General features: G+C 67.6%; 24 protein-coding genes. 7 read left to right on the top strand and 17 right to left on the bottom strand.

Annotation, left to right across the window (positions count from 1 at the left end):
• Positions 1–15 precede the first annotated feature (15 nt).
• The 7 genes from DES44_RS01880 to DES44_RS01850 are packed head-to-tail and all read right to left on the bottom strand — an operon-like array spanning position 16 to position 7,239.
• Positions 16–1,233 carry a glycosyltransferase family 4 protein gene (locus DES44_RS01880; RefSeq protein WP_058936461.1) on the bottom strand — a complete coding sequence of 406 codons (1,218 nt, stop codon included), beginning with the start codon at positions 1,231–1,233 and terminating at the stop codon, positions 16–18.
• On the bottom strand, positions 1,230–2,300 hold the full coding sequence (locus tag DES44_RS01875; RefSeq protein ID WP_058936462.1) for a glycosyltransferase: 1,071 nt from the start codon (positions 2,298–2,300) through the stop codon (positions 1,230–1,232). The genes DES44_RS01880 and DES44_RS01875 overlap by 4 nt, the downstream gene beginning before the upstream one ends.
• Positions 2,297–3,019 (bottom strand): acyltransferase, encoded by a 723-nt coding sequence (locus DES44_RS01870; protein WP_083525834.1) that lies wholly within the window; start codon positions 3,017–3,019, stop codon positions 2,297–2,299. Before DES44_RS01870 ends, DES44_RS01875 begins: the two co-directional genes overlap by 4 nt.
• Positions 3,016–4,239 (bottom strand): lipopolysaccharide biosynthesis protein, encoded by a 1,224-nt coding sequence (locus DES44_RS01865; RefSeq protein WP_058936463.1) that lies wholly within the window; start codon positions 4,237–4,239, stop codon positions 3,016–3,018. The genes DES44_RS01870 and DES44_RS01865 overlap by 4 nt, the downstream gene beginning before the upstream one ends.
• 4 nt (positions 4,240–4,243) lie before the next feature.
• Positions 4,244–5,587, bottom strand: coding sequence for a DegT/DnrJ/EryC1/StrS family aminotransferase (locus DES44_RS01860; RefSeq protein WP_083525835.1), 1,344 nt, complete (start codon positions 5,585–5,587; stop codon positions 4,244–4,246).
• Positions 5,584–6,180 carry an acyltransferase gene (locus DES44_RS01855; RefSeq protein ID WP_058936464.1) on the bottom strand — a complete coding sequence of 199 codons (597 nt, stop codon included), beginning with the start codon at positions 6,178–6,180 and terminating at the stop codon, positions 5,584–5,586. Before DES44_RS01855 ends, DES44_RS01860 begins: the two co-directional genes overlap by 4 nt.
• 3 nt (positions 6,181–6,183) lie before the next feature.
• On the bottom strand, positions 6,184–7,239 hold the full coding sequence (locus tag DES44_RS01850; RefSeq protein ID WP_058937584.1) for a Gfo/Idh/MocA family protein: 1,056 nt from the start codon (positions 7,237–7,239) through the stop codon (positions 6,184–6,186).
• A 228-nt stretch (positions 7,240–7,467) separates the two neighbouring features.
• Here DES44_RS01850 and lysS point away from each other — a divergent pair, with 228 nt between their 5' ends.
• Positions 7,468–9,009: a lysine--tRNA ligase gene (lysS, locus tag DES44_RS01845; protein WP_058937585.1), complete on the top strand. Its 1,542-nt coding sequence runs from the start codon at positions 7,468–7,470 to the stop codon at positions 9,007–9,009.
• Between the two features lie 223 nt (positions 9,010–9,232).
• Here the strand turns inward: lysS and DES44_RS01840 are convergent, their stop codons facing one another.
• The 8 genes from DES44_RS01840 to DES44_RS01805 all read right to left on the bottom strand — a co-directional run bounded on the left by DES44_RS01840 (position 9,233) and on the right by DES44_RS01805 (position 16,776).
• The gene (locus tag DES44_RS01840; protein WP_058936465.1) at positions 9,233–9,532 is read right to left on the bottom strand and encodes a DUF4148 domain-containing protein; all 300 of its coding nucleotides are present in this window, start codon (positions 9,530–9,532) and stop codon (positions 9,233–9,235) included.
• 310 nt (positions 9,533–9,842) lie between these two features.
• Positions 9,843–10,631, bottom strand: coding sequence for an enoyl-CoA hydratase (locus DES44_RS01835; RefSeq protein WP_058937586.1), 789 nt, complete (start codon positions 10,629–10,631; stop codon positions 9,843–9,845).
• A 137-nt stretch (positions 10,632–10,768) separates the two neighbouring features.
• A complete protein-coding gene (locus DES44_RS01830) occupies positions 10,769–11,182 on the bottom strand; it encodes a hypothetical protein (protein ID WP_058936466.1) in 414 nt (137 codons plus the stop codon).
• Positions 11,183–11,223: 41 nt separating this feature from the next.
• Positions 11,224–12,402 (bottom strand): DUF3108 domain-containing protein, encoded by a 1,179-nt coding sequence (locus DES44_RS01825; protein ID WP_058936467.1) that lies wholly within the window; start codon positions 12,400–12,402, stop codon positions 11,224–11,226.
• Positions 12,387–14,123 (bottom strand): M61 family metallopeptidase, encoded by a 1,737-nt coding sequence (locus DES44_RS01820; protein ID WP_058936468.1) that lies wholly within the window; start codon positions 14,121–14,123, stop codon positions 12,387–12,389. The genes DES44_RS01825 and DES44_RS01820 overlap by 16 nt, the downstream gene beginning before the upstream one ends.
• Before the next feature lie 121 nt (positions 14,124–14,244).
• On the bottom strand, positions 14,245–14,691 hold the full coding sequence (locus DES44_RS01815; protein WP_058936469.1) for a DUF3429 domain-containing protein: 447 nt from the start codon (positions 14,689–14,691) through the stop codon (positions 14,245–14,247).
• Positions 14,692–14,755: 64 nt separating this feature from the next.
• Positions 14,756–15,487 carry a DsbC family protein gene (locus DES44_RS01810; protein ID WP_058936470.1) on the bottom strand — a complete coding sequence of 244 codons (732 nt, stop codon included), beginning with the start codon at positions 15,485–15,487 and terminating at the stop codon, positions 14,756–14,758.
• A gap of 83 nt (positions 15,488–15,570) precedes the next feature.
• A complete protein-coding gene (locus tag DES44_RS01805; protein WP_058936471.1) occupies positions 15,571–16,776 on the bottom strand; it encodes an FAD-dependent monooxygenase in 1,206 nt (401 codons plus the stop codon).
• 164 nt (positions 16,777–16,940) lie between these two features.
• Here DES44_RS01805 and ychF point away from each other — a divergent pair, with 164 nt between their 5' ends.
• The 3 genes from ychF to DES44_RS01790 all read left to right on the top strand — a co-directional run bounded on the left by ychF (position 16,941) and on the right by DES44_RS01790 (position 19,679).
• Positions 16,941–18,035 (top strand): redox-regulated ATPase YchF, encoded by a 1,095-nt coding sequence (gene ychF / locus DES44_RS01800; RefSeq protein WP_058936472.1) that lies wholly within the window; start codon positions 16,941–16,943, stop codon positions 18,033–18,035.
• A 393-nt stretch (positions 18,036–18,428) separates the two neighbouring features.
• Positions 18,429–18,665, top strand: a complete 237-nt coding sequence (locus DES44_RS01795; RefSeq protein ID WP_058936473.1) for a hypothetical protein — start codon at positions 18,429–18,431, stop codon at positions 18,663–18,665.
• A 240-nt stretch (positions 18,666–18,905) separates the two neighbouring features.
• On the top strand, positions 18,906–19,679 hold the full coding sequence (locus DES44_RS01790) for a substrate-binding domain-containing protein (RefSeq protein ID WP_058936474.1): 774 nt from the start codon (positions 18,906–18,908) through the stop codon (positions 19,677–19,679).
• 126 nt (positions 19,680–19,805) lie between these two features.
• Here DES44_RS01790 and DES44_RS01785 read toward each other — a convergent pair whose 3' ends face one another.
• The gene (locus tag DES44_RS01785) at positions 19,806–21,188 is read right to left on the bottom strand and encodes an MFS transporter (protein WP_083525836.1); all 1,383 of its coding nucleotides are present in this window, start codon (positions 21,186–21,188) and stop codon (positions 19,806–19,808) included.
• 90 nt (positions 21,189–21,278) lie between these two features.
• Between DES44_RS01785 and DES44_RS01780 the strand changes: the two genes are divergently transcribed.
• The 3 genes from DES44_RS01780 (at position 21,279) to DES44_RS01770 (ending at position 24,875) form a co-directional block, all read left to right on the top strand.
• A complete protein-coding gene (locus tag DES44_RS01780) occupies positions 21,279–22,256 on the top strand; it encodes a LysR family transcriptional regulator (RefSeq protein WP_083525837.1) in 978 nt (325 codons plus the stop codon).
• 171 nt (positions 22,257–22,427) lie between these two features.
• A complete protein-coding gene (locus DES44_RS01775) occupies positions 22,428–23,102 on the top strand; it encodes a response regulator transcription factor (RefSeq protein WP_058936475.1) in 675 nt (224 codons plus the stop codon).
• Between the two features lie 192 nt (positions 23,103–23,294).
• On the top strand, positions 23,295–24,875 hold the full coding sequence (locus DES44_RS01770; protein ID WP_058936476.1) for a mechanosensitive ion channel family protein: 1,581 nt from the start codon (positions 23,295–23,297) through the stop codon (positions 24,873–24,875).
• Positions 24,876–24,919: 44 nt separating this feature from the next.
• Here DES44_RS01770 and DES44_RS01765 read toward each other — a convergent pair whose 3' ends face one another.
• Positions 24,920–25,294 (bottom strand): response regulator transcription factor, encoded by a 375-nt coding sequence (locus DES44_RS01765; protein WP_058936477.1) that lies wholly within the window; start codon positions 25,292–25,294, stop codon positions 24,920–24,922.
• Positions 25,295–25,300 lie beyond the last annotated feature (6 nt).

The following is a 25,300-nucleotide window of genomic DNA, read 5'->3' as shown; positions in this document are numbered from 1 at the left end:
GACTTCAAGCCGCCCTCACCCCGACACCGCCTCGATGAAGCGCTGCGCCAGCACCGGATAGGTGTGATGCTTCATTACGAAGTCCCGCCCGTTGCGGCCCATGATCTCACGCTGCGCGGCCGGCAGGCTGGCCAACTGGCGCAGGCCGTCGGCCACGGCCTGAGGATCCTGCGGCGGAACAGTCAGGCCGGCACCGGCTTCAGCCACCGGATCGTTGCCGGCGTCGACCGAATGCAGCACCGGGCGCTGCGCCATCATGTAGTCCATCAGCTTGTTGGGCGCGATGCCGAAACGATAGATGGGCGTGCGCTGCCAGCCGATGTAGGCGATGTCGAAGCCCTGCAGCAGCGTCGGGATCTGGGCCTTGGGCACCGGCGGGAACAGGCTCACATGGGTCAGGCCCTCGTCCCGCACGCGGGCCTCCAGCCGCGCCCGCTCATGGCCGCCGCCCACCAGCACAAAGGCCATCGGGCTGTCCTTGAGCCGCTTGGCCGCATCCAGCAGCACATCCAGCGCATTGGGCTGTCCCATGGAGCCGGCATATCCCACCACCGTGCGGCCCGCGGCCCGCTGCGTGGCCAGGTGCGCCTGGATGGCCGCATCCAGCGGCTCGCCGCGCCCCTGCCATTCATCCAGCGTGATGCCGTTGGGGACGATGTGCAGCTTCTTCAGGTCCAGGCCGTGCGCGGCCATGTGCTGATGCACCTTGGGCAGCATGGACACGACCACGTCCGCATCCCGGTAGGCGTCGTTCTCCGCCTTCTGGCACAGCATCGCGAACGGATGCCGGGGCGACATGCCCGACAGCTCGATCGGAGAGAGCGGCCACAGGTCGTGCACCTCGTAGACCAGCTTGGCCTTTGCCAGCCGCGCCACGCGTCGCGCCACCCACACATCCATCGGATAGGTGCTGGAGGCGATCACCACATCCGGCTCGAATTCCCGCGCCAGAATGTCCGCGTCCTTCCAGACCTGCCGGCAGAAGGACCAGATGTTCTTGACCCTGCCGAAGCCGTTGCCCTCGTACTCGGGCGTGTCGTAGAAGTGGTAGGAGACGCCACTGAGCTGTGCGCTGCCCGGGTCCGGCTGCAGCGTGCGCACGTGGGAGTAGGACGCCCCCAGGATCAGCACCTGATGCCCCGCCCTCACCCACTCGCGGGCCAGGTAGAAGGGGCGGAATTCCATGCCGTGCTTGGGCGAGCCGGCGTAATGATTGATGAGAAGCAGCTTCATAGGGCGTTGAGTCGAGCCACGAAGCGCTTCACCGCCGGGCCGAAGAGGGCGTTGTGCGCCACCCAGGCCCGGTTGGCCGCGCCCATCGCATCGATGTGGGCATCGTTCACCAGGGCGTCCAGACGCGCCGGCAGGCCCGTCAGCGCGTCCTGGTCGGACAGGATCAAGCCGTGGCGCCCCTCGCCCAGCAACTCGTGGTTGGCGGGCAGGTCGGACAGCACCGGCAGACATTCATGGGCCATGGCCTCGATCACCGAGACGGAGACCGAATCACTCTCCGGCAGGCTCAAAAACCAGCGGGCGTGGGCGTAGTGGCGACCTTGCGCGACGGCATCGAGCCGGCCCAGGAATTCAACACGATCGGCAAGGCCCAGGCTGCGCACCTGATCTTCAAGCGCGGCGCGGAGCGAGCCATCGTTGGCCACCAGCAGGCGGGCCGCCGGCTGCTGCGCGGCCACCACGGCAAAGGCCTCGATGACGCGGTGCGGGCGGTAGATCGGCTCCAGGCCGCGGTTGGCGTAGAACAGCCAGGGCTGCTTGCGCACGTTCTGCTTGGGCAGGGCCTCGAGTCCGAACGGGAAGGTCATGACTTCGCCCGCGCCCAGCTCGCGCATGCGCTGCGCCATGTGCTCGGAGTCGGAGGTGGTCAGCGTGCAGGCCTGCAGCACCTGGCGCGTCAGCCAGCGGTAGCCCCAGCCCTGGTTGGGCGTGACCAGGATGTCGCTGCCCCAGGCGGAGCCCACGATGCGGGCCCGCAGCCGCCAGCCCTTGCGCGCCGCCCAGGCCAGCGTGCCGTGGGAGGTGAGGTAGTGGGGATGCAGCCAATCGGCATCGACCTTGGCCAGCCACTGGCCCAGGCGGGGCAACTGCTTGATGACGGCCAGGTTGCCACCGCCGTGGTCGGGACGGGTGTCCAGGGCCAGGCGGCGGTCTTCCGGAATCAGGAAGCTGAACTCGGGCGCAAAGCCGCGGGTGGAGGCGGCCCAGAGCTCGACCTGGTCCACCAGGGCACGGGCCCACTTCAGGAGATGCGGACTTTCTCCGTCACCGATCAGGACAAGTCTCATGGGGATGAGGAAGGCGTGGTGGGCGAAGCGGAAGACGGGCCGGAACGCGCAGTGGAGGTGGGCGCGGTCGGAGATGGCATCGGCGGTGCAACCGTTTCAGCCGCTGCGTCCGCCGCCATGAGCGCGCCAGGCAGGCCCCCGGCCCAGGCTTCGTAAAAGGGCATCAGCTCCGGATGCTCGCGCAGCAGACGCTCGTCCATGCGGCGGGTGTCGCCCACGACCTTGGCCGGCTGCCCGGCCAGGATGGCGAAGTCCGGATGTTCCCCGCTCACCAGGCTGTAGGCCGACACGATGGAGCCGCGACCCAGCCGTGTGCCAGGCAGCAGCGTCGCATGGGCGCCGACGAAGCAGTAGTCGCCAATGTCCACCGGGGCGGTGAAGTAGGCCTTTTTCTCCGGCACACGCACGTACTCGCGCCCGTACAGCCGGATGGCCGCATGGCTGGAATGGGTGAAGATGCCGGTGAAGAAGCCGATCTGGCAGCCCTCGCCGATGCGCAGGCCGTAGGTCGCATCCAGCACGCTGAAGTGGCCGATGAACACATGGTCGCCCACGTCCAGGCGCTCGCGGGCAAAGACGACGGTGGTGTTGCTCAGGCGCGTGTGGGGCAGCCAGGTGCCGTCACCGCGCACGAAGCCGCCCACCATGCGGGTGCCCCACAGGCGCGAAACCAGCATCTTGACCGGCTGCCAGAGCCTTCGTCGCAGGCTTGCTTTCATGTGGCGAAGAGTCCGTCCTTGTGTTTCCAGTGCGCCAGCGACCAGAAGTAATAACCGAAGTACAGCGCCATCGTGGCCGAGACGCCCCAGGCCGCGCCGATCAGGCCGCCCTGCACCAGGCCCAGGTACAGGCCGGCCACAAAGGCCACCTGGCCCACCAGCGCCAGGCGCAGCGCCCAGCGCTGGGCCTGCCAGGCCATGGTGGTGACCGACAGCGGCGAGGCAATGAAATGCACCGCGACATACGGGGCCAGCGCCCGCGCCAGTGCGCCGGCATCCTGCCAGCGTTCGCCAAAAGCCCAGGAGAACAGCGACGGGCCCCAGACGGTCAGCACCGCCGCCAGCGGCACGGCGAAGGCCGCCAGCGCCGCCATGGCCTGTCGCACCAGCCGCAGTGCTTCTTCCGGAGACCGGGCCGCCACCAGACGCGGATACAAGGTCTGCGACAGCGCCCCGCCCACCAGGCCCGCCGGCGCCTTCAGGTAGCGCAGGGCCAGGGCCCAGTAGCCAGCAGAGGCGTCGCCGGCCAGACGGGCCAGCAGCAGCAGGGCCACACTGTCCTGCAGCGCGCCGGCAAAGGCATGCGGGGTATTGAGCAGCGGAAAGTCCCTGTGGCGACGGGCCATGTCGCGAAGATCGGCCAGGTTCATCGCACCGAGCGACCGCCAGCCGTTCACCGGCCGAGCGACCGTGGCCAGCCACACGGCGGCGGCCAGGCCCGCAAGGATCGGGCCCAGCAGCAGCCCGACGGCGCCGAAGGCCGCCAGTCCGAGGGCCACTTGCAGCAGCGCGGCGCCGCCATACTGGACCAGCCGTGCCGCGGCCAGCGCACCGAAGGCGCTGGCGCGGGTGGCCCACATCGTCATCGCCTGCGCCAGCGCGCCGGACAGTACCGCCAGGCCCAGCCACAGCGCCAGGTCCAGGTCCTGCCAGGTGGCCCAGGCCCAGCCGATCAGCGCACTGGCCAGGGTGACGGCCAGCAGCACGCGCAGGCACAGCGCCATCAGGCGGGCCGCGTGGGTGACGTCCTTCTCCAGCGGCAGGGCGAATTCATAGCGGGCGCAGCCCACCACGGCCACATTGGTCGCCACCGTCCACACCAGGCTGAAGTGACCGAACTCGATCGGCGAATACAACCGCGTGATCCACGGCCCCAGCAGCAGCGGCAACAGCTGCGCCAGGGCGCCGCCGGCCAGCAGGGTCAGCGTGGCACGCAGCATGGGATCAGGCGGTGCGCACGGGCGCGGCGGTGGGGGGCGTTGCCGTGCCGGACGCGGACGCGGAAGCAGAAACGGACGCGGACGCGGTCAGGGTCCCGGATGCGGGCGCGCCCTGCGTGTCGGCCAGTGCCAGGCGCAGGGCCGCGACCACCTCGTCCTGCTGGGCCTCGGTCAGGTCCGGGCTCATCGGCAGGCTCATCACCCGCGTGGCCGCCGACTCGGCATGCGGCAGTGGTGCCGGCACCCGGCAGCGGTCCGCATAGGCCGCCTGGCGATGCAGCGGGCGGGGATAGTGGATGGCCGTCGGAATGCCGGCCGCCTTCAGGTGCTGGATCACCGCTTCGCGATGATCGACCTGCACGGTGAACTGGGCCCAGACGCAGTCCCGGTCCGGTCGCACCGCCAGGCGCTGCAGCGGCAGGTCGGCCAGCAACTGCTGGTAGCGGTCGCCCAGCGTCAGGCGCTGCTGGATTTCCCAGTCGAAGCGCTCCAGCTTGCCCAGCACGACCGCGCACTGCAGCGTGTCCATGCGGCCTCCCACGCCGACGCGGGTGTGGGTGTAGCGCTGGCTTTGTCCGTGCACGCGGATCTCGCGGGCGGCCTGGGCCAGGGCGTCATCGTTGGTGAAGAGCGCGCCGCCGTCCCCATAGCAGCCCAGCGGCTTGCTGGGGAAGAAGCTGGTGGCGCCCCAGGTGGAGAGGCCGCAGGAGCGGCGCGCGGAAGTGGGTGACTGTGCAGGTGACTGAGCAGCTGACACGGCGGAGGACGGGGCGGAGGCTTGGGCGCCTGCGCCTGCCGATGCACCAGTCGTCGCACCAGCCGTCGGACCAGCCGATGCACCACCGCGATAGCTGGCCCCAAAGCTCTGCGCCGCGTCCTCGATGACGGGGATGTGGCCATGCCGCGCCGCGATGGCATTGATGGCGTCCATGTCCGGCACCTGCCCATACAGGCTGACCGGCATGATGGCCCGCGTCCGCGGCGTGATGGCCGCTTCAATCAGGCGGGCGTCGATGTTGCAGGTGTCGGGCTCGATGTCGACAAACACCGGCACGCCGCCCAGCAGCACGATCACCTCCGCCGTGGCGGCGAAAGTGAACGGGGAGGTGATGACCTCGTCGCCGGGCTGCAGGTCCAGCGCCATCAGCGCGATCAGCAGCGCCTCGGTGCCGCTGGCCACGGTGATGCAGTGCTTCACGCCGACAAAAGCCGCCAGCTTGTGCTCCAGCTCCTGCACCTCCGGCCCCATGATGTACTGGCCATGGTCCAGCACCGCCTGGATGCGGGCGTCGATGGAGGTCTTGAGCGCGGCGTACTGCGACTTGAGATCGATGAAAGGAAGGCTCATGCCTGGGGCTCCAGCGGCTGCACCCGGTGCAGGCCGTCCTTGTTGAGTTCGTACACCTCGCCGCTGCCGGGGCAGGTGGCGCGGCCCTCGCCGGACACCGGGAGGTCGAGTTTTTCGCCGTGGCGGCTCATCCACCCGATCTGGCGGGCGGGCACGCCCACCATCAGCGCATGGGGCGGCACATCGCCCTTGACCACCGCGCCGGCGCCGACAAACGAATATTCACCCAGCGTGGTGCCGCAGACGATGGTGCAGTTGGCCCCCAGCGTCGCGCCGCGGCGCACCAGCGTGCGGCGGTATTCGTTCTTGCGCGGGACGGCCGAGCGGGGGTTGTAGACATTGGTGAAGACCATGGACGGGCCGCAGAAGACATCGTCCTCCAGCGTGACCGCGTCGTAGACCGACACGTTGTTCTGGATCTTCACATTGCGGCCGATGCTCACGTCATTGCCGACGAACACGCCCTGCCCCAGCGAGCAGTCCGCGCCGATGCGCGCTCCCGCGCAGACGTGGCTGAAATGCCAGACCTTGGTGTTCTCGCCGATCTGCGCGCCGTCATCCACCACGGCCGATTCATGCTTCCAGAAGCTCATGACTCAGAACACCAGCGGCAGGCCGACCCGCTGGCCGTCGCGGGCGCTGCGGTAGCAGGCGATCAGCAGCTCCAGCGAGCGCAGGCCTTCGTAGCCGTCCACCTGGGCGTGGGCTTCACCGCGCAGGGTCTGCAGGACGTTGTCGTAGTAGGCGGCATGGCCGAAGCCGTAGACGCTGGTGGTCTCGTAGCTGGCGTTTTTCACCAGCTCGTCGTCGGGATGGGGCGTGTCGAAGGCCCAGTGCTCGATCTTGTTGACCGCCGTGCCGCCGATCTTGACGGTGCCCTTCTCCCCCAGGATGGTGATCGAGCCCTCGAGATTCTGCGGATAGGTCAGCATGGTGACGTTGATGCTGGCCAGGCCCCCGTGGCGCAGGCGCAGGCTCATCACGCCGGTGTCCTCGGCCTCGATGTCGCGGGCGAGCGTGCCGGTGTAGGCATGCACGTTGTCCACCGGGCCGACCAGCCAGTCCAGCAGGTCCACATAGTGGCTGGCCTGGTTCATGAAGGCGCCGCCGTCCATGTCCCAGCGGCCGCGCCAGCGGGCAGCGTCGTAATAGCTCTGCGGGCGGGTCCAGAACACATTGACGGTGCTCATGAAGATGCGGCCGAAGCGGCCCTGGTCCAGCGCCTTTTTCACCAGTTGCACCGTGGCATTGAGGCGGTTCTGCTTGACCACGAACAGCTTCACGCCCGCATCCCGGCAGGCGCGCACCATGGCCTGGCCTTCGTCGAACTTGGTGGCCATGGGCTTTTCGCTCAGCACATGACGGCCGGCCCGGGCGGCGGTGATGGCCTGCTGGGCATGCAGCCCGCTGGGGGTGGAGAGCACCACCAGATCGGCGTTGCTGCCGGCCAGCAAGGCGTCGAGCGAGTCGAAGCCCGGCACGCCGGTCTGGGCCATGGCCTCGGTCAGCGCTTCGGGGCGGTTGTCGCAGACGGCGACCAGTTCGGCCCGGTCCTGATGGCGGCCCAGCGCTTCCAGGTGATTCTTGGAGATGCGGCCACAGCCGACCAGGGCGACACGGATCTTGCGGTCCAGGATGGGGAACTGAGGCATAAACAGCACAATCGACGACACAACGCGACGCCACAACGCGACGAATACCGCGCACGCCTGCGACGACAGCGCCAGGCACGCACGAACAAGATCGAAACAGACCCTTCCGGGGTCTGGAACAGTCCATCAAGGGGCCCGCCAGGCGACCAAATGCCGACGGACGGGCCAAGCGGCAAATTTTAAGGGCCTATGACCACTTAAAATGCCGCCAGCTTCAACGAGTTCATGATGAGCCAGCCCCACGCCCCCTCCCCCGCGCCCGATGCACAGGCCCAGCCTGCCCAAGACGAGAACCAACTGATCGCCGAGCGCCGCGAGAAACTCGCCGGCATCCGCGCCAAGGCCAAGGCTGAGGGCAAAGCCGCCTTCCCGAACGATTTCAAGCCCCAGCACCGTGCCCAGCCGCTGCAGTCGCAGTACGGCGAGGAGCCGAACGAGACGCTGGAGCCCAAGGCCGTCCCGGTCAGCGTCGCCGGCCGGATGATGCTCAAGCGCATCATGGGCAAGGCGAGTTTCGCCACGCTGCAGGACGCCACCGGCCGCATCCAGCTGTTCCTCTCCAAGGACGCGCTGGGCGAGGAGGTCTACAACGCCTTCAAGCACATGGACCTGGGTGACATCCTGGGCGCCGAAGGCACGCTGTTCCGCACCCGCACCGGCGAGCTGTCGGTGAAGGTGACCACGCTGCGCCTGCTGACCAAGAGCCTGCGCCCGCTGCCGGACAAGTTCCACGGCATGCAGGACCAGGAGCAGAAGTACCGCCAGCGTTATGTCGACCTGATCACCGACGACAAGGCCCGGGACCGCTTCGTGGCCCGCTCCAAGGCGGTGTCGTCCATCCGCAGCTTCATGGTGGACAACGGCTTCCTGGAAGTCGAAACGCCGATGCTGCACCCGATCCCGGGCGGCGCCAATGCCCGCCCGTTCGTCACCCACCACAACGCGCTGGACCAGGAAATGTTCCTGCGCATCGCCCCGGAGCTGTATCTGAAGCGGCTGGTGGTGGGCGGTTTCGAGCGGGTGTTCGAGATCAACCGCAACTTCCGCAACGAAGGCATCAGCGTCCGGCACAACCCTGAATTCACCATGATGGAGTTCTATGCGGCCTACTGGACGCATCACGAGCTCATGGACTTCACCGAGGAAGTGCTGCGTCATGCCGCGCGTGCGGCCACCGGCAGCGCCGTGGTCAGCTACGCCGGCAAGCCGGTGGACCTGGAAAAGCCCTTCGCCCGCCTGTCGGTGCGGGACTCGCTGATCGCACACGGGGGCCTGACGGCCGCCGAGGCGGACGACGCCGCCGTGCTGCGCGACAAGCTCAAGCACCACGGAGAGGAAGCCCCCAAGCACTGGAGCCTGCCGGAGCTGCAATTCGGCATGTTCGAAGCCGTGGTGGAAGAAAAGCTCTGGGAGCCGACGTTCATCATCGACTATCCGGTGGAGGTATCCCCGCTGGCCCGCGCATCGGACGCCAACCCGGCAATTACCGAGCGCTTCGAGCTGTTCATCACAGGTCGTGAATACGCCAACGGCTTCTCCGAGCTGAACGACGCCGAAGACCAGGCGGCCCGCTTCCAGGCCCAGGTGGCCAACAAGGACGCTGGCGACGAGGAAGCGATGTTCTTTGACGCCGACTTCATCCGTGCGCTGGAATACGGCATGCCCCCCACCGGCGGCTGCGGCATCGGCATCGACCGTCTGATGATGCTGATCACGGACAGCCCGTCCATCCGCGACATCATCCTGTTCCCGGCGCTGAAGCGGGTCTAAGGCGGGTCTAAAGCAGGTTTGAAGCAGGTCTGAACCGGGTCCGCCCCGGGCTGCGCAGCCCAGCTGCACCCTGGTCGGAACGGTCCGCAAAGGTCCACAAAAAAGCCGCTGAGGCGAACCTCAGCGGCTTTTTCTTTTTTGGGCGGGTGGCAGCGTCTTCGGGCGGCGCCTGTGACCGGTGACCGACCGGTGAGCGCGCTCCAGTTGCGCTGTGAGCGCCGGCTTACTTGCTGGCGACGCCTTCCGACGCAGCGCCCTTCTTGGCCACGGCAGCCTTGTCGGCAGCCTTCTTGGCGGCGATCTGGCTGGCGGACGGGCCGCTGACGCCGTTGCTCAGGGCGCCCACGCCGGCTTGCTCGGCGCTCAGGGCGGCGATTTCGCCGGATTCACGGGCGGCTTGCAGCTCGGCCAGCACTTCGGCGCGGGTCTTGGCCGCCGGGGCGGTGGTGGTGTCAGCAGCAAAGGCGGCACCGGTGCTCAGCAGGGCAGCGGCGATCAGAGCGGTGGCGGAAAACTTGTTCATGGCGGTTCCTCTCGGGTGTTCATCCGGACTCCGCACTCCTTGCGTCGTCCATGGATTGAACTGTAGGCGCCGCCCCCTAGGGGAAACACTAGCCGCGGTGGAAAGATCCGTTCACGGATCGTCAACAATCGCCCGGCCGGGCGGAGCGTGATACCGGCGGACGTCAAGGATCAGGTGGGCCATGCCCGCCGGGGCCGCGCCGGGTCCGCCGGGGCCGCCAACGCCGCCTAGCGCGCCTACTCCGCCTAGCGCGCCTACTCCGCCCAGTGCGCCAGGCACCGGGCGCGTCAGGTCCGCCCGGTGCGTCGGATCAGCGGTGCTTGAAGGACGGCGCCCGTTTGGCCAGGAAGGCGTCCATGCCCTCGCGCTGGTCGTCGCTGCCGAACAGGGCGTGGAAGTAGCGTCGCTCCACGGCCACGCCATCGGTCAGCGGGCCCTGGTAGGCCAGATTGACCAGTTCCTTGATGAGCATGGTGGACGGACCGCTGAAACCATTGATGGTCTCCGCCGCCGCCAGCGCTTCGCTCATGAGCTGATCAGCCGGCACCACGCGGGACACCAGCCCGGCCCGCTCGGCCTCGGCCGCATCCATCATCCGGGCGGTGAGCAGCATGTCCATGGCCTTGCTCTTGCTGACCGCACGCGGCAGACGCTGGGTGCCCCCCGCGCCGGGGATGATGCCCAGCTTGATCTCCGGCTGGCCGAAGCGGGCCGTGTCGGCGGCGATGATGAAGTCGCACATCATGGCCAGCTCGCAACCGCCGCCCAGCGCAAAGCCAGCCACCGCCCCGATCACCGGCTTGCGCACCTGCAGGATGGTTTCCCAGTTCTTGGAGATCAGGCCGCTCTTGAAGGCGCTCATGAAGGTGTGCGGCGCCATGGTGGGGATGTCCGCGCCGGCGGCAAATGCGCGCTCGCTGCCGGTCAGCACGATGCAGCCGATGCCGTCGTCGGCATCGAAGGCCAGCAGCGCACGGCCCAGCTCGTCCATCAGCGGATCGCTCAGCGCATTGAGCTGCTTGGGCCGGTTCAGGCGGATCAGACCGGTCTTGCGGTCGCCGCTGCCGACGATCTCCACCAGGATGTTCTCGAAGGTCACGTCGGTGATCGACTGGGATGTCATGGGCAAGTCTCCAGAGGGGCGGTGGTCCGCCATGGGCGTCGTTGATGGCGGCAACTATAGGCCGGCTAAGGCCTTCCCCACCTCGCCGACCTGCCGGTCGTCCAGCGGTCGGCCTACTCCGACGGCCGCGACTGCGTACGGTACTGCGAGCCAGGCGGCGTCCAGAACACGGCGCCGAAGGAGGTCTCTTTCAGGTTCACCGGCAGCTCCCGGGCATCGAGCTCGGCGCGCAGTCCGTCCAGGCCCGTCTCGGACGCCATCACATAGCCGGCCTCCAGCACATCGCCGTAATGGGCTTCGGTGTCGCCGACCGCCAGCTCGACCAGGTCCTCGACAGCGTCCGCACCCAGCTCCCAGATGTGCACGTCCTGGTCGGTGGCGAAGGTCTTGATGCGCCAGGCCCGGCCTTCGGCGGCGAAGAACTGGATGGTGTCGAAGGCGTCTTCCGTGGCCGGGGCTTCGGTGTTGTTCAGGTAGCTGCTTTGGATGGACAGCTCGAACAGGATGAGTTGGTGGGGAGCGGACATGCCGGCATGCTACGCCACGAGCGGCGCCTGCGCCCAAGCCCTCAGCGCCCAACCTGCGACGCAGAGGGCCCCGCCACGCTGGCCGACGCGGACTCCGACCCGGACGCGGGGGAGGAAGCAGGCGCGGCCGCCGGCATCGCCTGCAGCGGCGCTTCCTTCAGCGTCAGGTCGATGTAGCTGCTCGCATCCTTGCTGCGGTTCTGCCAGATGCGGATGCGCACCGGCAGGTATTGCAAGGACGGCGCCAGCCACATCTCCGTCTCCATGTCGCCCCAGGTGTCGGTCATGTCGGAATCGACATGCCAGGCCTGCAGCGGGCCCATCGGCGTGTCCACGGTCTCCAGCGCGTCGCGCACCACATAGCGCCACAGATGCACACGGCGCGGCAGTGCCAGCGGAAGCTGCACCAGCCAGCCCGGCTGCGCCGTCTGACGCCCGGTGAGGAACATCCAGGTCAACTGCACGAACTGGCTGGCCGCGTCCTGGGTGCTGTCCTCCCGCGGCGACCGTTGCCCGTTGGCCAGCACCACACCGCCGTCGTCGAACAGCAGCGACACCTTGCGATTGCCACCGGCCAGGCCGCCGTTGACTTCGTCAAAACGACGCGGCATCAGCCCGTCCGGGCCGATCATGCCGTCGCTGCTCAGCCGACGCGTCATGAGCGGCGCGAACGACGGGCCGATGCTCGCTTCCAGATGCACCTGGTAATGCGCGCCCTCTCGCAGCCACTGCACCCGCGCCTGGCCGTACACCGGGCCGCGGTAGTTGCCGGTGAGCTGGTAGTGCATCTCGGTGGACAGCGGCCATTCCATGCCGGGCTGATAGTCGCCCGGCGTCTCGGGCAACTGGAGCGCCCCAGGAGACTGCAGAGCGTCAGGCGGCGCCTGCGTCGTCGGCGCTGGCGTCTCAAGCGGCGACAGGCGGGACGGTGTGGTCCCTGGCGCCCCGGTGGTCGCGGCCAGGCCCGGCTTGACCTTGACCGCCTCTGGCCCCGGTGTGCCTTCCGTCCCCCGCGGTCGCGTGGCCATCGGCGGCGGCGGCGCGGCAGGTTGCAGCGCCCGCACGAACACGGCCTGGATCCGGTCAGGCTCGGGCGTGTCCGGCGCCCAGGTGCCCAGCAGTTGCTGCGCGCCCCCCAGCAGGACCAGATGCAGCACCACCACCAGCAGCGTCAGCGCCGCCAGGAGGGCGGTGCGACGCTGGCTCAGCCCCCCAGCCATGCACGCCGCAGGCTTTGCGCGCGGGCAGGCGCCTTGTCGAACACACCCAGGCAGATCGGCCGCGCCAGGCTGTCCTGCAGGGGCAGCGACAGCGTCAGGTTGAGCATGCGCTGGTCCCGCGCCACCAGCAGCTGCAGCTCCTGCGGATGCTGCGGGTCCAGCGTGAGCATCAGGTCGTCCAGCTTGTGCACCCGCCAGCCGTTGCAGGCTACGATCTCGTCGCCGGCACTCAGGCCCGCGGCCAGCGCCGCGCTTTCAAGCAGCACCTGCTTGACGGTCAGGCCTGCGTCGGTGTCCTGCACCCGCAGGCCCAGTCGCTGGGCCAGGGTGGGCTTGTCGTGGGTCCAGCGCACGCCCAGGCGCTCCAGCAGCGGCGGCAGCGGCAGGTCGTCGCAGCCCTCCACCCATTGCTGCAGCAGTTGCGACACCGCTTCCCCGCCTAGCTCGGCCACTCGGCTGAAGATGCGTTCCTCGCTCACCGGACCGCCGGCGGACTCGCGCCACAAGGCGCGCATCACGTCGTCCAGCGAGCTGGCGCGTTCGGCGCTGCGCAGGGTCAGGTCCAGCGCCAGGGCCACCATCGAGCCCTTGGCGTAGTAGCTCACCAGCGCATTGGGCGCGTTCTCGTCCTGGCGGTAGTACTTGGTCCAGGCCTCGAAGCTGGACTGGGCCACGCTCTGATGCTTGCGGCCCGGCGCTCCCAGCACCTGGGTGAAGGTCTGGCCGATCAGCTTCAGGTAGCGCGGCTCATCGATCAGGCCGCTGCGCACCAGGAACAGATCGTCGTAATAGGAGGTGAAGCCTTCGAAGAACCACAGCAGCCGGGTGTAGTTCTCCTGGTCGTAGTCGTAGCGGGCGAAGACGTCCGGACGCAGCCGCTTGACGTTCCAGGTGTGGAAGTACTCGTGGCTGATCAGGCCCAGCAGCTTCACGTAGCCGTCGCTCATCTCCGGCTGGCCCAGGCGCGGCAGGTCGCGGCGGGACGCGATCAGCGCGGTGCTGGCGCGGTGCTCCAGGCCGCCATAGCCGTCGTCCACGGCATTGAGCAGGAAGACATAGCGGTCCATCGGCGGCCGGCCCTTGGGGCCGTGCCAAAAATGCATCTGCGCTTCGCAGATCCGCTGTGCGTCCTTGAGCAGCCGGTCCGCGTCCATGACCGGCAGCGCGCCGGACACCACGAATTCATGGGGCACTCCGCCCGCCACGAACTCGCCGCGCCAGAAGCGGCCCAGCTCGAACGGATGGTCCACCAGCTCGTCGTAGTCGGCCGCTTCATACAGCCCGCTGTCGCTGCGGGTCATGGCGGTCGCCACGTCCCAGCCGGCCGGCAGTCCCACCAGCTCCAGCCGATGTACCAGCGACTCCTTGCCATGCACCCGCAGGCACAGGCTGGTGGGATTGAAGAAGCCGCGCTGTGCATCCAGGAAGGCCGCGCGCACCGAGGTGTCGAAGGCATAGACCGCATAGGTCACCACCAGGGCGCCGCGGCCGTTGCAATCGAACTCCCAGCGGTTCTTGGACGTCTGATGCGGCGTGAGTTCGCGACTGCCCTGACGGGCCGTGACCGGTCCGAGATGGCGGGAGAACTCCCGCACCAGATAGCTGCCGGGGATCCAGACGGGCAGGCTGAGCACCTGTCGCGCGGCGGGTGCTGGCACGGTCACGCTCACCTCGAAGCGGTGGGCATGCAGGTCTGCGATGGCAATACGGTACTGGATCATGGAGGCAAGCCTACCAAGGCTTGGCGCCTATCAACACCGGCATGGGCGGCTGTCGCTCTATTTGAGGGGGGTGTCCCCGAGGCGACGATGGGCGCTCACGCCAGCGGTCGCTCAATGCGCTTCAAAAGAGAGTCGCCTGGGCCGCAAGGAAGCAGCACAGCGCCGCCACCGCGCTCAATCGGAAGCGCAGCGTCAGCCAGGCGCCGGCGCCCATGGCCGGATAGAGGCGACGGTCCACCAGATAGCAGACGATCAGCATCACACCGTGCACCACCAGTCCGGCATCGGGCTGCATCATCGAGGCGACCCAGGCCACCAGCGACGGCACCACACCCCAGACATAAGGACTGGGAGAAGGGATGGATTGCCGGAAGGCCAGGCCCCAGTGGATGGCGCCCAGGAAGGAGACGATCACCGCCGCATAGTTGGTCAGGCCCCGGACGGCGTAGACATGCGCCTCGTCGCGGACGAGCCAGGTCAGGATCGTGCCCAGCACAAAGGGAATCAGCCCCGCATAGCCCAGTCTCAGCGCGACGGGGTTGGGAGGAAGCACGGTGCGTTCGTTCATGGATCCAAAGAGCAAAGGAGAGTCGGTGGCGCGAGGCGGTGCCGATCGATCTGGCGCCGATCGATCAGGACTTGGCCGCGCCGGTGGTCTGGGTCTGCAGGCGCTGCTCGAGCTGGTCGGCGCTCAGGGCGCCCGGTGCGCGGGTGCCGTCCTCGAAGACGATGGCCGGCGTGCCGTTGACCTTGAGCTTGCGGCTCAGTTCGACGTTGCGGTCAATGACGCTGGCATCACACTTGGCGTCGGGGCGGGGCAGCGTCACGCCGCTGACCATCCAGTCGCGCCAGGCAGCGGTACTGTCCTTGGCGCACCAGGCGGCGCGGGCCTTGTCAGGCGAGTCGCCGCCCAGGATGGGAATGACGAAGGTGTAGACCGTCACGTTGTTGACCGCCTGCAGCGACTGCTCGAAGCGCTTGCAGTAGCCACAGTTCGGGTCGGCGAAGACGGCGATGCGGCGCTTGCCGTCGCCCTTCTTCCAGACGATGGCGTCCTTGAGCGGCAGGGTGGAGAAGTCCACCATGGTGATCTTGGTGATGCGGTCCTGCGTCAGGTTGCGGCGGTTCTTGAGGTCGAGCATCTCGCCCTCGATCAGGTATTGGCCGCTCGCGTCGGTGTAGCGGATTTCGGTGCCGATGCGCACTTCCCAGAGGCCGGGGATCGGCGTCTGGCGGACTTCGTCCAGCTTGATGTCCTTGGGCAGCGCGGCGCCGAGGTTCTTGCGGATGGTGTCCTCGTTGGCCTGCGCGGTGCAGCCCACCAGGGCCAGCGCGGCGGTGAGCAGGGAGAGGGTGAACTTCATGTCGGGTTCCTTCAGGCTCCGGCAGGGGCCGGAGTCGGTTGATTCTTGGGCCGGGTCACGTTGGGCGGGCCACGTTGGGCGGGTCAATGACCCAGGGCCCGTGCGGTGAGCCACTTCTTGATCGGTCCGGCCCGGTCCACGAGGCGCAGGCCTTCATTGCGCAGCCGGGCGATGACCGGCGCCTGGCTGGCAAAGCCCCGCAGCAGGCTGTCGGTGAGCTCGCCCATGGCCCAGGTCGGCGTCAGGCGGGCGCGGGCATAGCGGCGCAGCAGCTTCTCGTCGTCCAGCGTGCGCCAGGCCTCACGGGCGACGATCACGTCCACCAGGGCCTCGACGTCGGCCAGACCCAGGTTGAGGCCCTGCCCGGCCAGTGGGTGCACCAGATGGGCGGCATCGCCCAGCAGCACCCAGCCAGGACCGCAGAGACGGTCGGCGCGGGCCAGTTGCAGCGGCCAGGCCTGGCGTTCGCTCGCCAGGGTCAGGGCGCCGACCTGGCCGCCGGTGGCTTCCATCAGCGCTGCTTCGAATTCGGACTTGCCGGCCGCCAGCAGGCTCTGCGCCCTCTCGCGCGGCAAGGACCAGACAAAACCGTAGCTGCGCCCCGCTTCGGGGCGGTCAAACGGCAGCAGGCCCAGGATGTCCGGGGAACGGAACCATTGCAGGGCCACGCCGTGATGCGGCTGGCTGGCCACCACGCGGGCGGCGACGCCCAGGTGACCATAGTCGTGACGCTCGAAATGCACCCCGTGCTGCATTTGCGCGGTGACCGACTCACGGCCCTCGCACAGGGCTTCCAGCGTCGCCGGCACCGGCGCGCTGACCCGCTGCACATGCGGAGCAAAGCGCAGGGCGGCATCGAGCTGGTCTTCCAGGGCAGCGGCGTCCACGATGTGCGCCAGCTCCCCCACGCCCTGGTCCCAGGCGCTGAAATGCAGCGAGGCACCGGCGCGGTCGCCCATCACCCGCATGTCATGCACGGGGGTGCGGGCATCTTCCGGAAGGGTGTCCCACACACGCAGCCGGGTGAGCAACCGCACGGACTGGGCGTTCAGCGCATAGGCGCGGACATCGCTACCGGGCTGGACGCTGCGACCTGGCGTCGCTGCCGCCGCCGGGCCGTTGGTCATTCCCGCCAGGCTTGCCGTGCCCGCCATGCCGATTTCTGCCGGGGCGCCGGCAGTGGCCGACTTGCCCAGCAAGGCGACACGAAAGCCTCTGGCGCCCAGCGCCAGGGCCAGACTGCGGCCGACGCAGCCATTGCCGCGCACCAGGACGTCGAACTTTTCCATGTCGGGGATTGTAGGCAGGGGCTTGAGGGCTGCCGTCGCGGGCCGCTTAAAATGTTGATCTGAAGGTAACCACGGGGCGATGAGATCTCCCGGGGGAGCCCTGTTGCCTGCTGCCGCTGTCTGTCATGTGGCTGCCGGCCTCCCAGCAATTCCGAAAGCCCCCCATGAGCCTCAAATGCGGCATCGTGGGCCTGCCCAATGTGGGCAAGTCCACCCTGTTCAATGCGCTGACCAAGGCCGGCATCGCCGCCGAGAACTATCCTTTCTGCACCATCGAGCCCAATGTGGGCGTGGTGGAACTGCCCGATCCGCGCCTGCAGAAGCTGGCCGAGATCGTCAAGCCCGAGCGCATTGTTCCGGCCATCGTGGAATTCGTGGACATTGCCGGCCTGGTGGCGGGTGCGTCCAAGGGTGAAGGCCTGGGCAACCAGTTCCTCAGCCACATCCGCGAGACCGACGCCATCGTCAACGTGGTGCGCTGCTTTGAAGACCCGAACGTCATCCACGTGAATGGCAAGGTCGATCCGATCTCCGACATCGAGGTCATCCAGACCGAGCTGTGCCTGGCCGACCTGGGCACGGTGGAAAAGAGCCTGCACCGCTACAACAAGGCGGCGCGCTCCGGTAACGACAAGGAAGCCGCAGCGCTGGTGAAGGTGCTGGAGAAGTGCCAGGCCGCGTTGAACGAAGCCAAGCCGGTGCGTGGCATCGATTTCAGCAAGGAAGAGCTGGTCATCCTCAAGCCGCTGTGCCTGATCACGGCCAAGCCGGCCATGTTCGTGGGCAACGTGGCGGAAGACGGTTTCGAGAACAATCCGTTCCTGGACCGTCTGAAGGAATACGCCGCCTCCCAGAACGCGCCGGTGGTGGCCATCTGCGCCAAGACCGAAGCGGAACTGGCCGAGATGGAAGACGAAGACCGTGCCCTGTTCCTGGCGGAGATGGGCCAGGATGAGCCGGGTCTGAACCGCCTGATCCGCGCCGGCTTCAAGCTGCTGGGTCTGCAGACCTACTTCACCGCTGGCGTGAAGGAAGTGCGGGCCTGGACCATCCACATTGGCGACACCGCCCCGCAAGCCGCGGGTGTGATCCACACGGACTTCGAGCGCGGCTTCATCCGTGCCCAGACCATCGCGTTTGACGACTTCATCCAGTTCAAGGGTGAACAAGGCGCGAAGGACGCCGGCAAGATGCGGGCGGAAGGCAAGGAATATGTGGTGAAGGATGGGGATGTGTTGAACTTCTTGTTCAACGTCTGATGAGCAGACCGTCTTTCCTGACGCATCAGGAAGGACGCTGAACTCAGGAAAGCATCAACAAAGCCGCGTTCTTACGCGGCTTTGTCGTTTCTGGACGTAGCCAGAAATTGCGCGAGCAGGACTACCAACTCACTGAGCACCGCAACCTGTGCACTGCCGCGGAAATGGGGTAATTGAAGTTTTATTGGGGTAATGACTGACGAAAATACCCTTATCCAGCACAGGACGTCACCAGCTTGGGCGCACCCCTGGCTGGAAGTGTGGGTGGTGATCAAAGGCCGTCCGCAGATCGCCATCGCCCTCATCTGATCCGGTCTCTTTTCCCACATCTGCCTCTGTACCTCGCCCCGAATGAGGCGCACAGTTCACCCAAACACCGCAGGCATCACCACCATGGAATGGGTCCCTACCGTCTTCATCGCATTCAAGCTCGTCGTGCTGGCCATCGGCATGTTTTATGCCGTCAAGTGGCACTACGACCAGGGCAAGAAAAAGGGCACGGAAAACCAGCGCGCCGTGCTGCTGATGGGCGGAAAGCTGCTCGCCCTCTTTGTGGTGCTGGCGGCGGTGCTGCTCTGGGTGACCTTCGATGTGGCCACCTTGCTGGGCATCGACCTGCGCATGTCTTGAGGCCTGCGCGGCAGACCGGCAGCAATCAGGAAGACAGCCGGCGTTGATTCATCACACGCAACACTCGTTAAGAACATTGCAATAGACGCAACGACCCCTGCGGTCCAAGATTTCGGCCTCCTCTCTTTCAAAGGCCGTTGCATGCAGTGTCCGCTCCGCCCCATCCCTTCCGCAACTGACTTCCGAGGTCCATCTCTCCCTCGCTCAGCGCGACGCTCCGCCCCCGGCGCCCGGGTCCGCATGGCAGCCCTCGCCGCAGTCGCCGCTGCTGCTTCACTCCTGTCGGCCACACCCAGCTTCGCCGCCGACGCCCTGGTAGCCATTTCTTCCGGTGGGTTCGCCGAAGCCTTCAAGGCCCTGGCCAAGGACTATCCGTCCCGCGCGGGCGCCCTGCCCGTCCAGACTGAGTTCGGCCCTTCCATGGGCAAGACCCCGCAGGCCATCCCCGCGCGGCTGGCCCGCGGCGAGCCGATCGACGTGGTGATCATGGTCGGCCCCGCACTCGACCAGTTGATCGCAGACGGTCTGGCCGACGGCAGCACCAAAGTGGTCCTCGCGGATTCCTACATCGCCTGCGCCGTCCCGGCCGGCGATCCGAAGCCCGACCTCAGCACGCCTGAGGCTGTTCGAGACGCCTTCCTCCAAGCCCCCAGCGTCGCCTGGTCCGACAGCGCCAGCGGCGAATACATCCAGCACGAATTGCTGGCCAGGCTGGGCATCGAGGCCCAGGTCAAGGCCAAGGGCCGGCAGATTCCCGCCACACCGGTCGGGGAGATCGTCGCGCAGCGCAAGGCCGCCTTTGGATGCCAGCAGCGCAGTGAGCTGCAGCCCGTCCCGGGCATCGACATCGTCGGCGAGTTGCCGGACGTCATTCAGAAGATCACACCCTACGCCGCCGCTGTGGTGCGCAGCAGCACACGCCGCAAGGAGGCGATGGCGTTCATCCAGTTCCTGGCCTCCAGGGACAGCGCCCCCACCGTGGCAAAAAGCGGGCTTCATCCACGCCAGCCTTGACCGACCTACCAGCCACGGGCCATTCCCCTGACGCGCTGGCGCCCTGACGCCCCGGTGCGTCCACCCTCACGCGGCGCGCCGGACGCCAACCCAAGGCGCCGGCCACCCCGCGTGAAGCAGTCCCTCTCACCGCGCCTTGACGATCCCGCGATACAGCAGGAAGGTCGCCACCAACCCGATCGCACCGGCTCCACTCATCCAGAGCCCGGGCGCCGCCTTGTCACCGGTCACCTGGATCAGCCAGGTCGACACCAGCGGCGTGAAGCCCCCAAACACCGCCGTGGCGAGGCTGTAGGCCAGCGAAAAGCCCGTCGTGCGCACCTCTGGCGGCATCACCTCCGTCAGCGCGACGATGGTCGCCGCGTTGTAGCTCGCATAAAGGAAGGACAGCCAGAGCTCCACCACCAGCATGCGCTCGAAGCTGGGCCCACTGGTGAGCCAGGACATGGCCGGATACGCTGTGAGCACAGTCAGCAGACTGAAGGTCAGCAGCAGTGGCCAACGGCCGATGCGGTCGGACACTGCCCCCATCACCGGCAGCCAGATGAAGTTGGACAGGCCCACGCAGAAGGTCACGACAAGCGCACTGGTGGCCGACAGATGCAGCACCGACTTGCCGAAGGTGGGCGTGTAGACGGTGATGAGGTAGAAGGACACCGTGGTCATGACCACCAACATCATGCCGGCCCCCACCAGCGCCCAGTTGCGCACCATCGAGGCCATGATCTCGCGCAGTGTCGGGTGATGCTTGCGGGCCAGGAAGGCCTCGGTCTCCGCCAGCGAGCGACGAATGTGGAACACGAACGGCAGGATCAGCGACCCAATCAGGAACGGAATGCGCCAGCCCCATTCGCTGATCTGCGCAGCGGACAGCCACTGGCTGAGCCCGTAGCCCAGCGCTGCCGCTACCATGATGGCCGCCTGCTGGCTGGCCGACTGCCAGCTGACGTAAAAGCCCTTGCGCCCGGGCGTGGCCATCTCCGACAGATACACCGACACGCCGCCCAGCTCCACGCCCGCCGAGAAGCCCTGGAGCAGTCGGCCGACCAGCACCAGCACCGGCGCCAGCACCCCGATCGACGCATAGGACGGCGTAAAGGCAATCAGCACTGTGCCGCAGGCCATGATGGCCAGCGTCAGGATCAGGCCCTTGCGGCGGCCGATCTTGTCGATGTAGGCGCCCAGGATGATCGCGCCCAGGGGCCGCATCAGGAAGCCCGCACCGAAGGTGACGAAGGTCAGCATCAGCGACAGGTATTCGCTGCTGGTCGGGAAAAACGCCTGCGAGATGTAGAGCGCGTAGAACCCGTAGAGGAAGAAGTCGAACATCTCCAGGAAGTTGCCGCTGGTCACGCGGATGACGGCGCCCAGGGCCGCCTTGCGTGGCAACGGGGCAGCCGCTGCACCGCTGGATGCCAGGGCGGTCGGATGTTGGGGCACGGCCGGGGCCGCAGCGGCGGCCGTACGGCCGTCTGTGGCGCCTCCCGGCGCGGAGCTGTAGACGCTCATGAGAAGTCTCCGGAAATCTGGTCCTTTGCAGCCATCATGCGGTGGGTGCAACATTGACGGAAGTGCAAAGAACAGAATGATTGGTGCGCCGTGAGAATCAATTTCGATGTCGCCGAATTGGCGGCCTTTGTGGCGGTGGCGGAGCGGCTGAATTTCCGGGCGGCCTCCGAAGCGCTCTTCATTTCCCCGTCGGCCCTGAGCCGCCGGATCGACCGGCTGGAGGAGGCGCTGGGCCTGCGGCTGTTCGAGCGCACCACCCGGCGCGTGGCGCTGACCGAAGACGGCCGGCACTTCCTGGCCCATGCCAGTGACGCATTGGCTTCGCTGCAAAACGCCATTTCGGATGTCAGCGAACGCGCGGTGCGCCGCACCGGCGTCGTCACCATCGCCTGCATCCCATCGGTGGCCAACCATCTGCTGCCCACCGTGCTGTCGACCTTTGCATCCCGCCATCCGCACACACGCCTGCGCATGCTGGACCAGAGCGCCCCGCTCGTCCTGCAGGCCGTCTCCGAAGGCACGGCGGACTTCGGCATCAACTTCCTCGGCGCGCAGGACCCGACCATCGACTTCACGGCGGTGGTGAACGAGCGGTATGTGCTGGCCGTGCCCGCCGGTCACCGCCTCGCCCGACAGCGGGCCGTCGGCTGGGAAGAGCTGGTGGACGAGCGCTTCGTCTCCCTTGCTTCCGGCAGCGGCAACCGCATGCTGCTGGACAACGCCATGGCGCAGGCCAAAGCCCGCCCGGTGGCGCATGTGGAAGCCAATCACGTGGAGGGCGCGATGGCGCTGGTGCGCGCGGGCCTGGGCGTCAGCGCCATTCCGGGGCTGGCGCTGGCAGGCACTTCCAGCAAGGACCTGGTGGGCATTCCGCTGGTCCGCCCCGCCGTGAGCCGCACGCTGGGGCTGATCGCTCGCAAGGGCCACCAGTTGGCGCCGCAACCGGCGGAGCTGGCTCGCTTGCTGATGCAGAGCCTGCGCGCTCACGCCCGGCGAAGCGCGAAAACCGGCGCATCCGCAGTCCTGGACAGCCCCCCAGCCGGGTTAGGCACTCATACCAAAACATGATGGTGCGCCCGGGGCCTGCCACCTAATCTGCGAACACCGCTTCAGCACTGTCACTTGAAGCGTTTCGGGACTCGGCGCGCAGCGGATGCGCAGGCGTAGGTCCCCGTCCGGAGGCACCCGTCCCAGCGACGGGTGATGTGGCATGAAGACAAGTTGGAATGGAGAGCAACCATGCTGAATGGATCATCCCCACGCATCCAGGTGAGCGTGAAGTATGTGGACCCGTTGGTGGCCGCCGGTTTGACCACGGTGCTGTCGCAGCAGGTGGATATGGAAGTCGTGGAGGACTCGGGGGAGGTGGGAGACCCCGGCACCGCGACCCGGGCTGCAGACCGTCCCGCCCAGGTGATCGTGGCGGACTATGCCCGCGCCCTCTCGCTGGCCGCTCATCGCGAGGCCCAGCGCCGCCACCAGCCCGCCCATGCCGGCGCGCGGCCGGCGATGAAAGTCCTGGTGGTGACGCCTCATGATCGCGAACACGATGTGCGTTCGGCCCTGGAGGCCGGTGTGGACGGGTATCTCGAGCTGGGCTGCGACGTTGGGGAACTGGTCTGCGGTGTGCGCCAGCTGGCAAGGGGAGCCCGTTACCTCAGCCAGATGGCGGCGGCGCACATCGCCTCCAGCATGGGCCGCTCCACCCTCACCTGCCGCGAGCTCGACGTCCTGTGCCTGGTCGCACGCGGCCACAGCAACAAGGCGGTGGCCAACCGGCTGGACATCTCTGAAGGGACGGTCAAGGCCCACATGAAGGCCATCCTGGGCAAGCTCAACGCCAACACCCGCACCGAGGCGGCCAACATTGCGCTCCAGCGCGGACTGATCGGCGAACGCGCCACGGCCTCCTGACCATCCGACCCCGGTGCCCGCGTCCCGCAGGCCGGGGCTCGCGCAGGTGCCGACACCTTCGGTAAGCTCCAGGCAGGTCGACCAACGGGAGTCCGCTCCGTGCGCCTGATCCGCCTTTGTTGCCTGCCGACAGGCCTTCGTGACTGGCCCGTCGGCTGGGCCGGCCTGATGAGTCTGCTGCTCGGGCTTTGCATGAGCGCCCCAGCCTCGTCACAGACGCCGGACGCTTCCCCGCCCGCCAGCGATCACGCTGCGAGTGCAGCCGTCCAGGTCTTCCTCAACAACCGGGCGGTCGCGAGCTTTCGGGCGGACGGGCTTCGAGGCACTGCCGGCGACCGCGCCGCACTGGCCCAGCAGGCCATGGCCGATGCGCTGGCAGCGGGCGGTCCGGGCAACGTGACCCGGGTCGAAGCGCCCGACGCGGTGCGCTTCGACATCGATGGTCGCCCCGTGTTTTTTCTCACTGCCGCGGACGTGGCCGTCCTGCCCGGCTCAGGCGCCCTGCCCGCCGCGGCCTACCGGGTGCAGCGGCGGCTGGAACTGGCCATCGCCGAGCACCGCGAAATGCGGGATCCCCGTCGCCTTGCCATCGCGACCGTCTCCGCACTGGCCGCGACCGCCGTGGCCTGGGCCGTGCTCTGGGCGCTGCTGCGCGGACGCCGATGGCTCAGCCGGTCCCCGCTCAACACGCTGGAGCAGCGCCAGGGGCTGCTCGCCTCCTCGCTCAAGCCGGTGGGAAGAGCCCTGAACGGGCTGATCGCCGGCCTGGCCTGGGCCCTGGGGCTGCTGCTGGCGGAGCTCTGGCTGACCTGGGTGCTGCGCCAGTTCGCCTACACACGGCCCTGGGGCGAGCGCTCCAGCACCTGGCTGCTGGACGTGGCGGACCATTTCCTTGGCGCCATCGCGCAGGCCGTGCCCGGGCTGAGCATTGCCGTGCTGATCTTCCTGCTGGCCCGGGGCGCCACGCTGGCCAGCGCGGCCTTTCTCGATCGCGTGGCCCGCGGGGAGGCGCGCCTGGGCTGGCTGGACGCGGACACCGCCATGCCCACCCGCCGCTTGTCCAACGTCGTCATCTGGCTGTTTGCGCTGGCCATGGCCTATCCCTATCTGCCGGGCTCTCAGAGTGACGCCTTCAAGGGGGTGAGCGTGCTGGCGGGCCTGATGCTGTCGCTGGGGGCCTCGGGCGTGGTGGGCCAGGCCATGTCCGGGTTCTCGATGATCTATTCGCGGTCGATGCGTGTGGGCGAGTACGTCAAGATCGGCGACACCGAAGGCACGGTGGTGGAAATGGGGCTCTTTGCCACCCGCATCCACACGGGCCTGGGCGAAGAGGTGAGCCTGCCCAACACCGTCATCTTCAGCCAGCCGGTGCGCAACTTCTCCCGGCTGGCCCAGGGGGGGCGCTTCGTGCTGCACACCAGCGTCACCATTGGCTACGCCACGCCCTGGCGACAGGTGAATGCGCTGCTGATGGAGGCGGCGCGCCGCACGCCCGGTGTGGCCGAATCACCCGCGCCCTATGTGGTGCAGTCGGCCCTGTCCGACTTCTATGTCGAATACCGGTTGTGTGCCCAGAGCACCCAGGCCGCAGCCCAGCGACGGGTCGAGGCGATGAGCGCGCTGCATGCCCATGTGCTGGACGTCTTCAACGAGAACGGGGTGCAGATCATGTCGCCGCACTACCTGGGCGATCCGCCACAGGCGCAAGTCGTGGCGCCGTCCGATCCGTGGGCCGCCAGGACGCCGCAGCCGCCCCTGCAGCCTGGCGCCTGAGCCTGAGGCTGAAGCCCAAGAAGCGCCGTCAGAGGGGCGCAGGACTAGATCGTCCGACCGAGCGCCTGCGCAATGCAGCGCATCATCTCTTCGGTGCTGAAGGGCTTGTTCAGCAGATGCCACGCGCCAACGGCAGCAGCCCGCTCCGCATCGCCGTCGCCCTGGTGCGCCGTCATGAAGATCACGGGGAACTGGTAGCCCCGCTCCCGCAATTCGCGGCAAAGCTGGAAGCCGTCCAGGCCCGGCATGACCACATCGGTCAGCAGGCATCCCACCTCTCCCAGGGCGGGATGGCTCAGCAGCGACTCACCGCTCCCGAAGAGCTCGACGTCCACGTCGTACGACTTCAGCAGGCTGCCGAGCGCGGCGCGCAGGGAGTCATCATCGTCCACCACGGCAACGACCCGTTCACGTTTCAAGATGGC

Source organism: Roseateles depolymerans (assembly GCF_003387155.1).
Classification (GTDB): Bacteria; Pseudomonadota; Gammaproteobacteria; order Burkholderiales; family Burkholderiaceae_C; genus Roseateles; species Roseateles depolymerans.
Note: the sequence above shows the minus strand (reverse complement) of the source record. Positions and strands in the feature narration are given on the sequence as shown.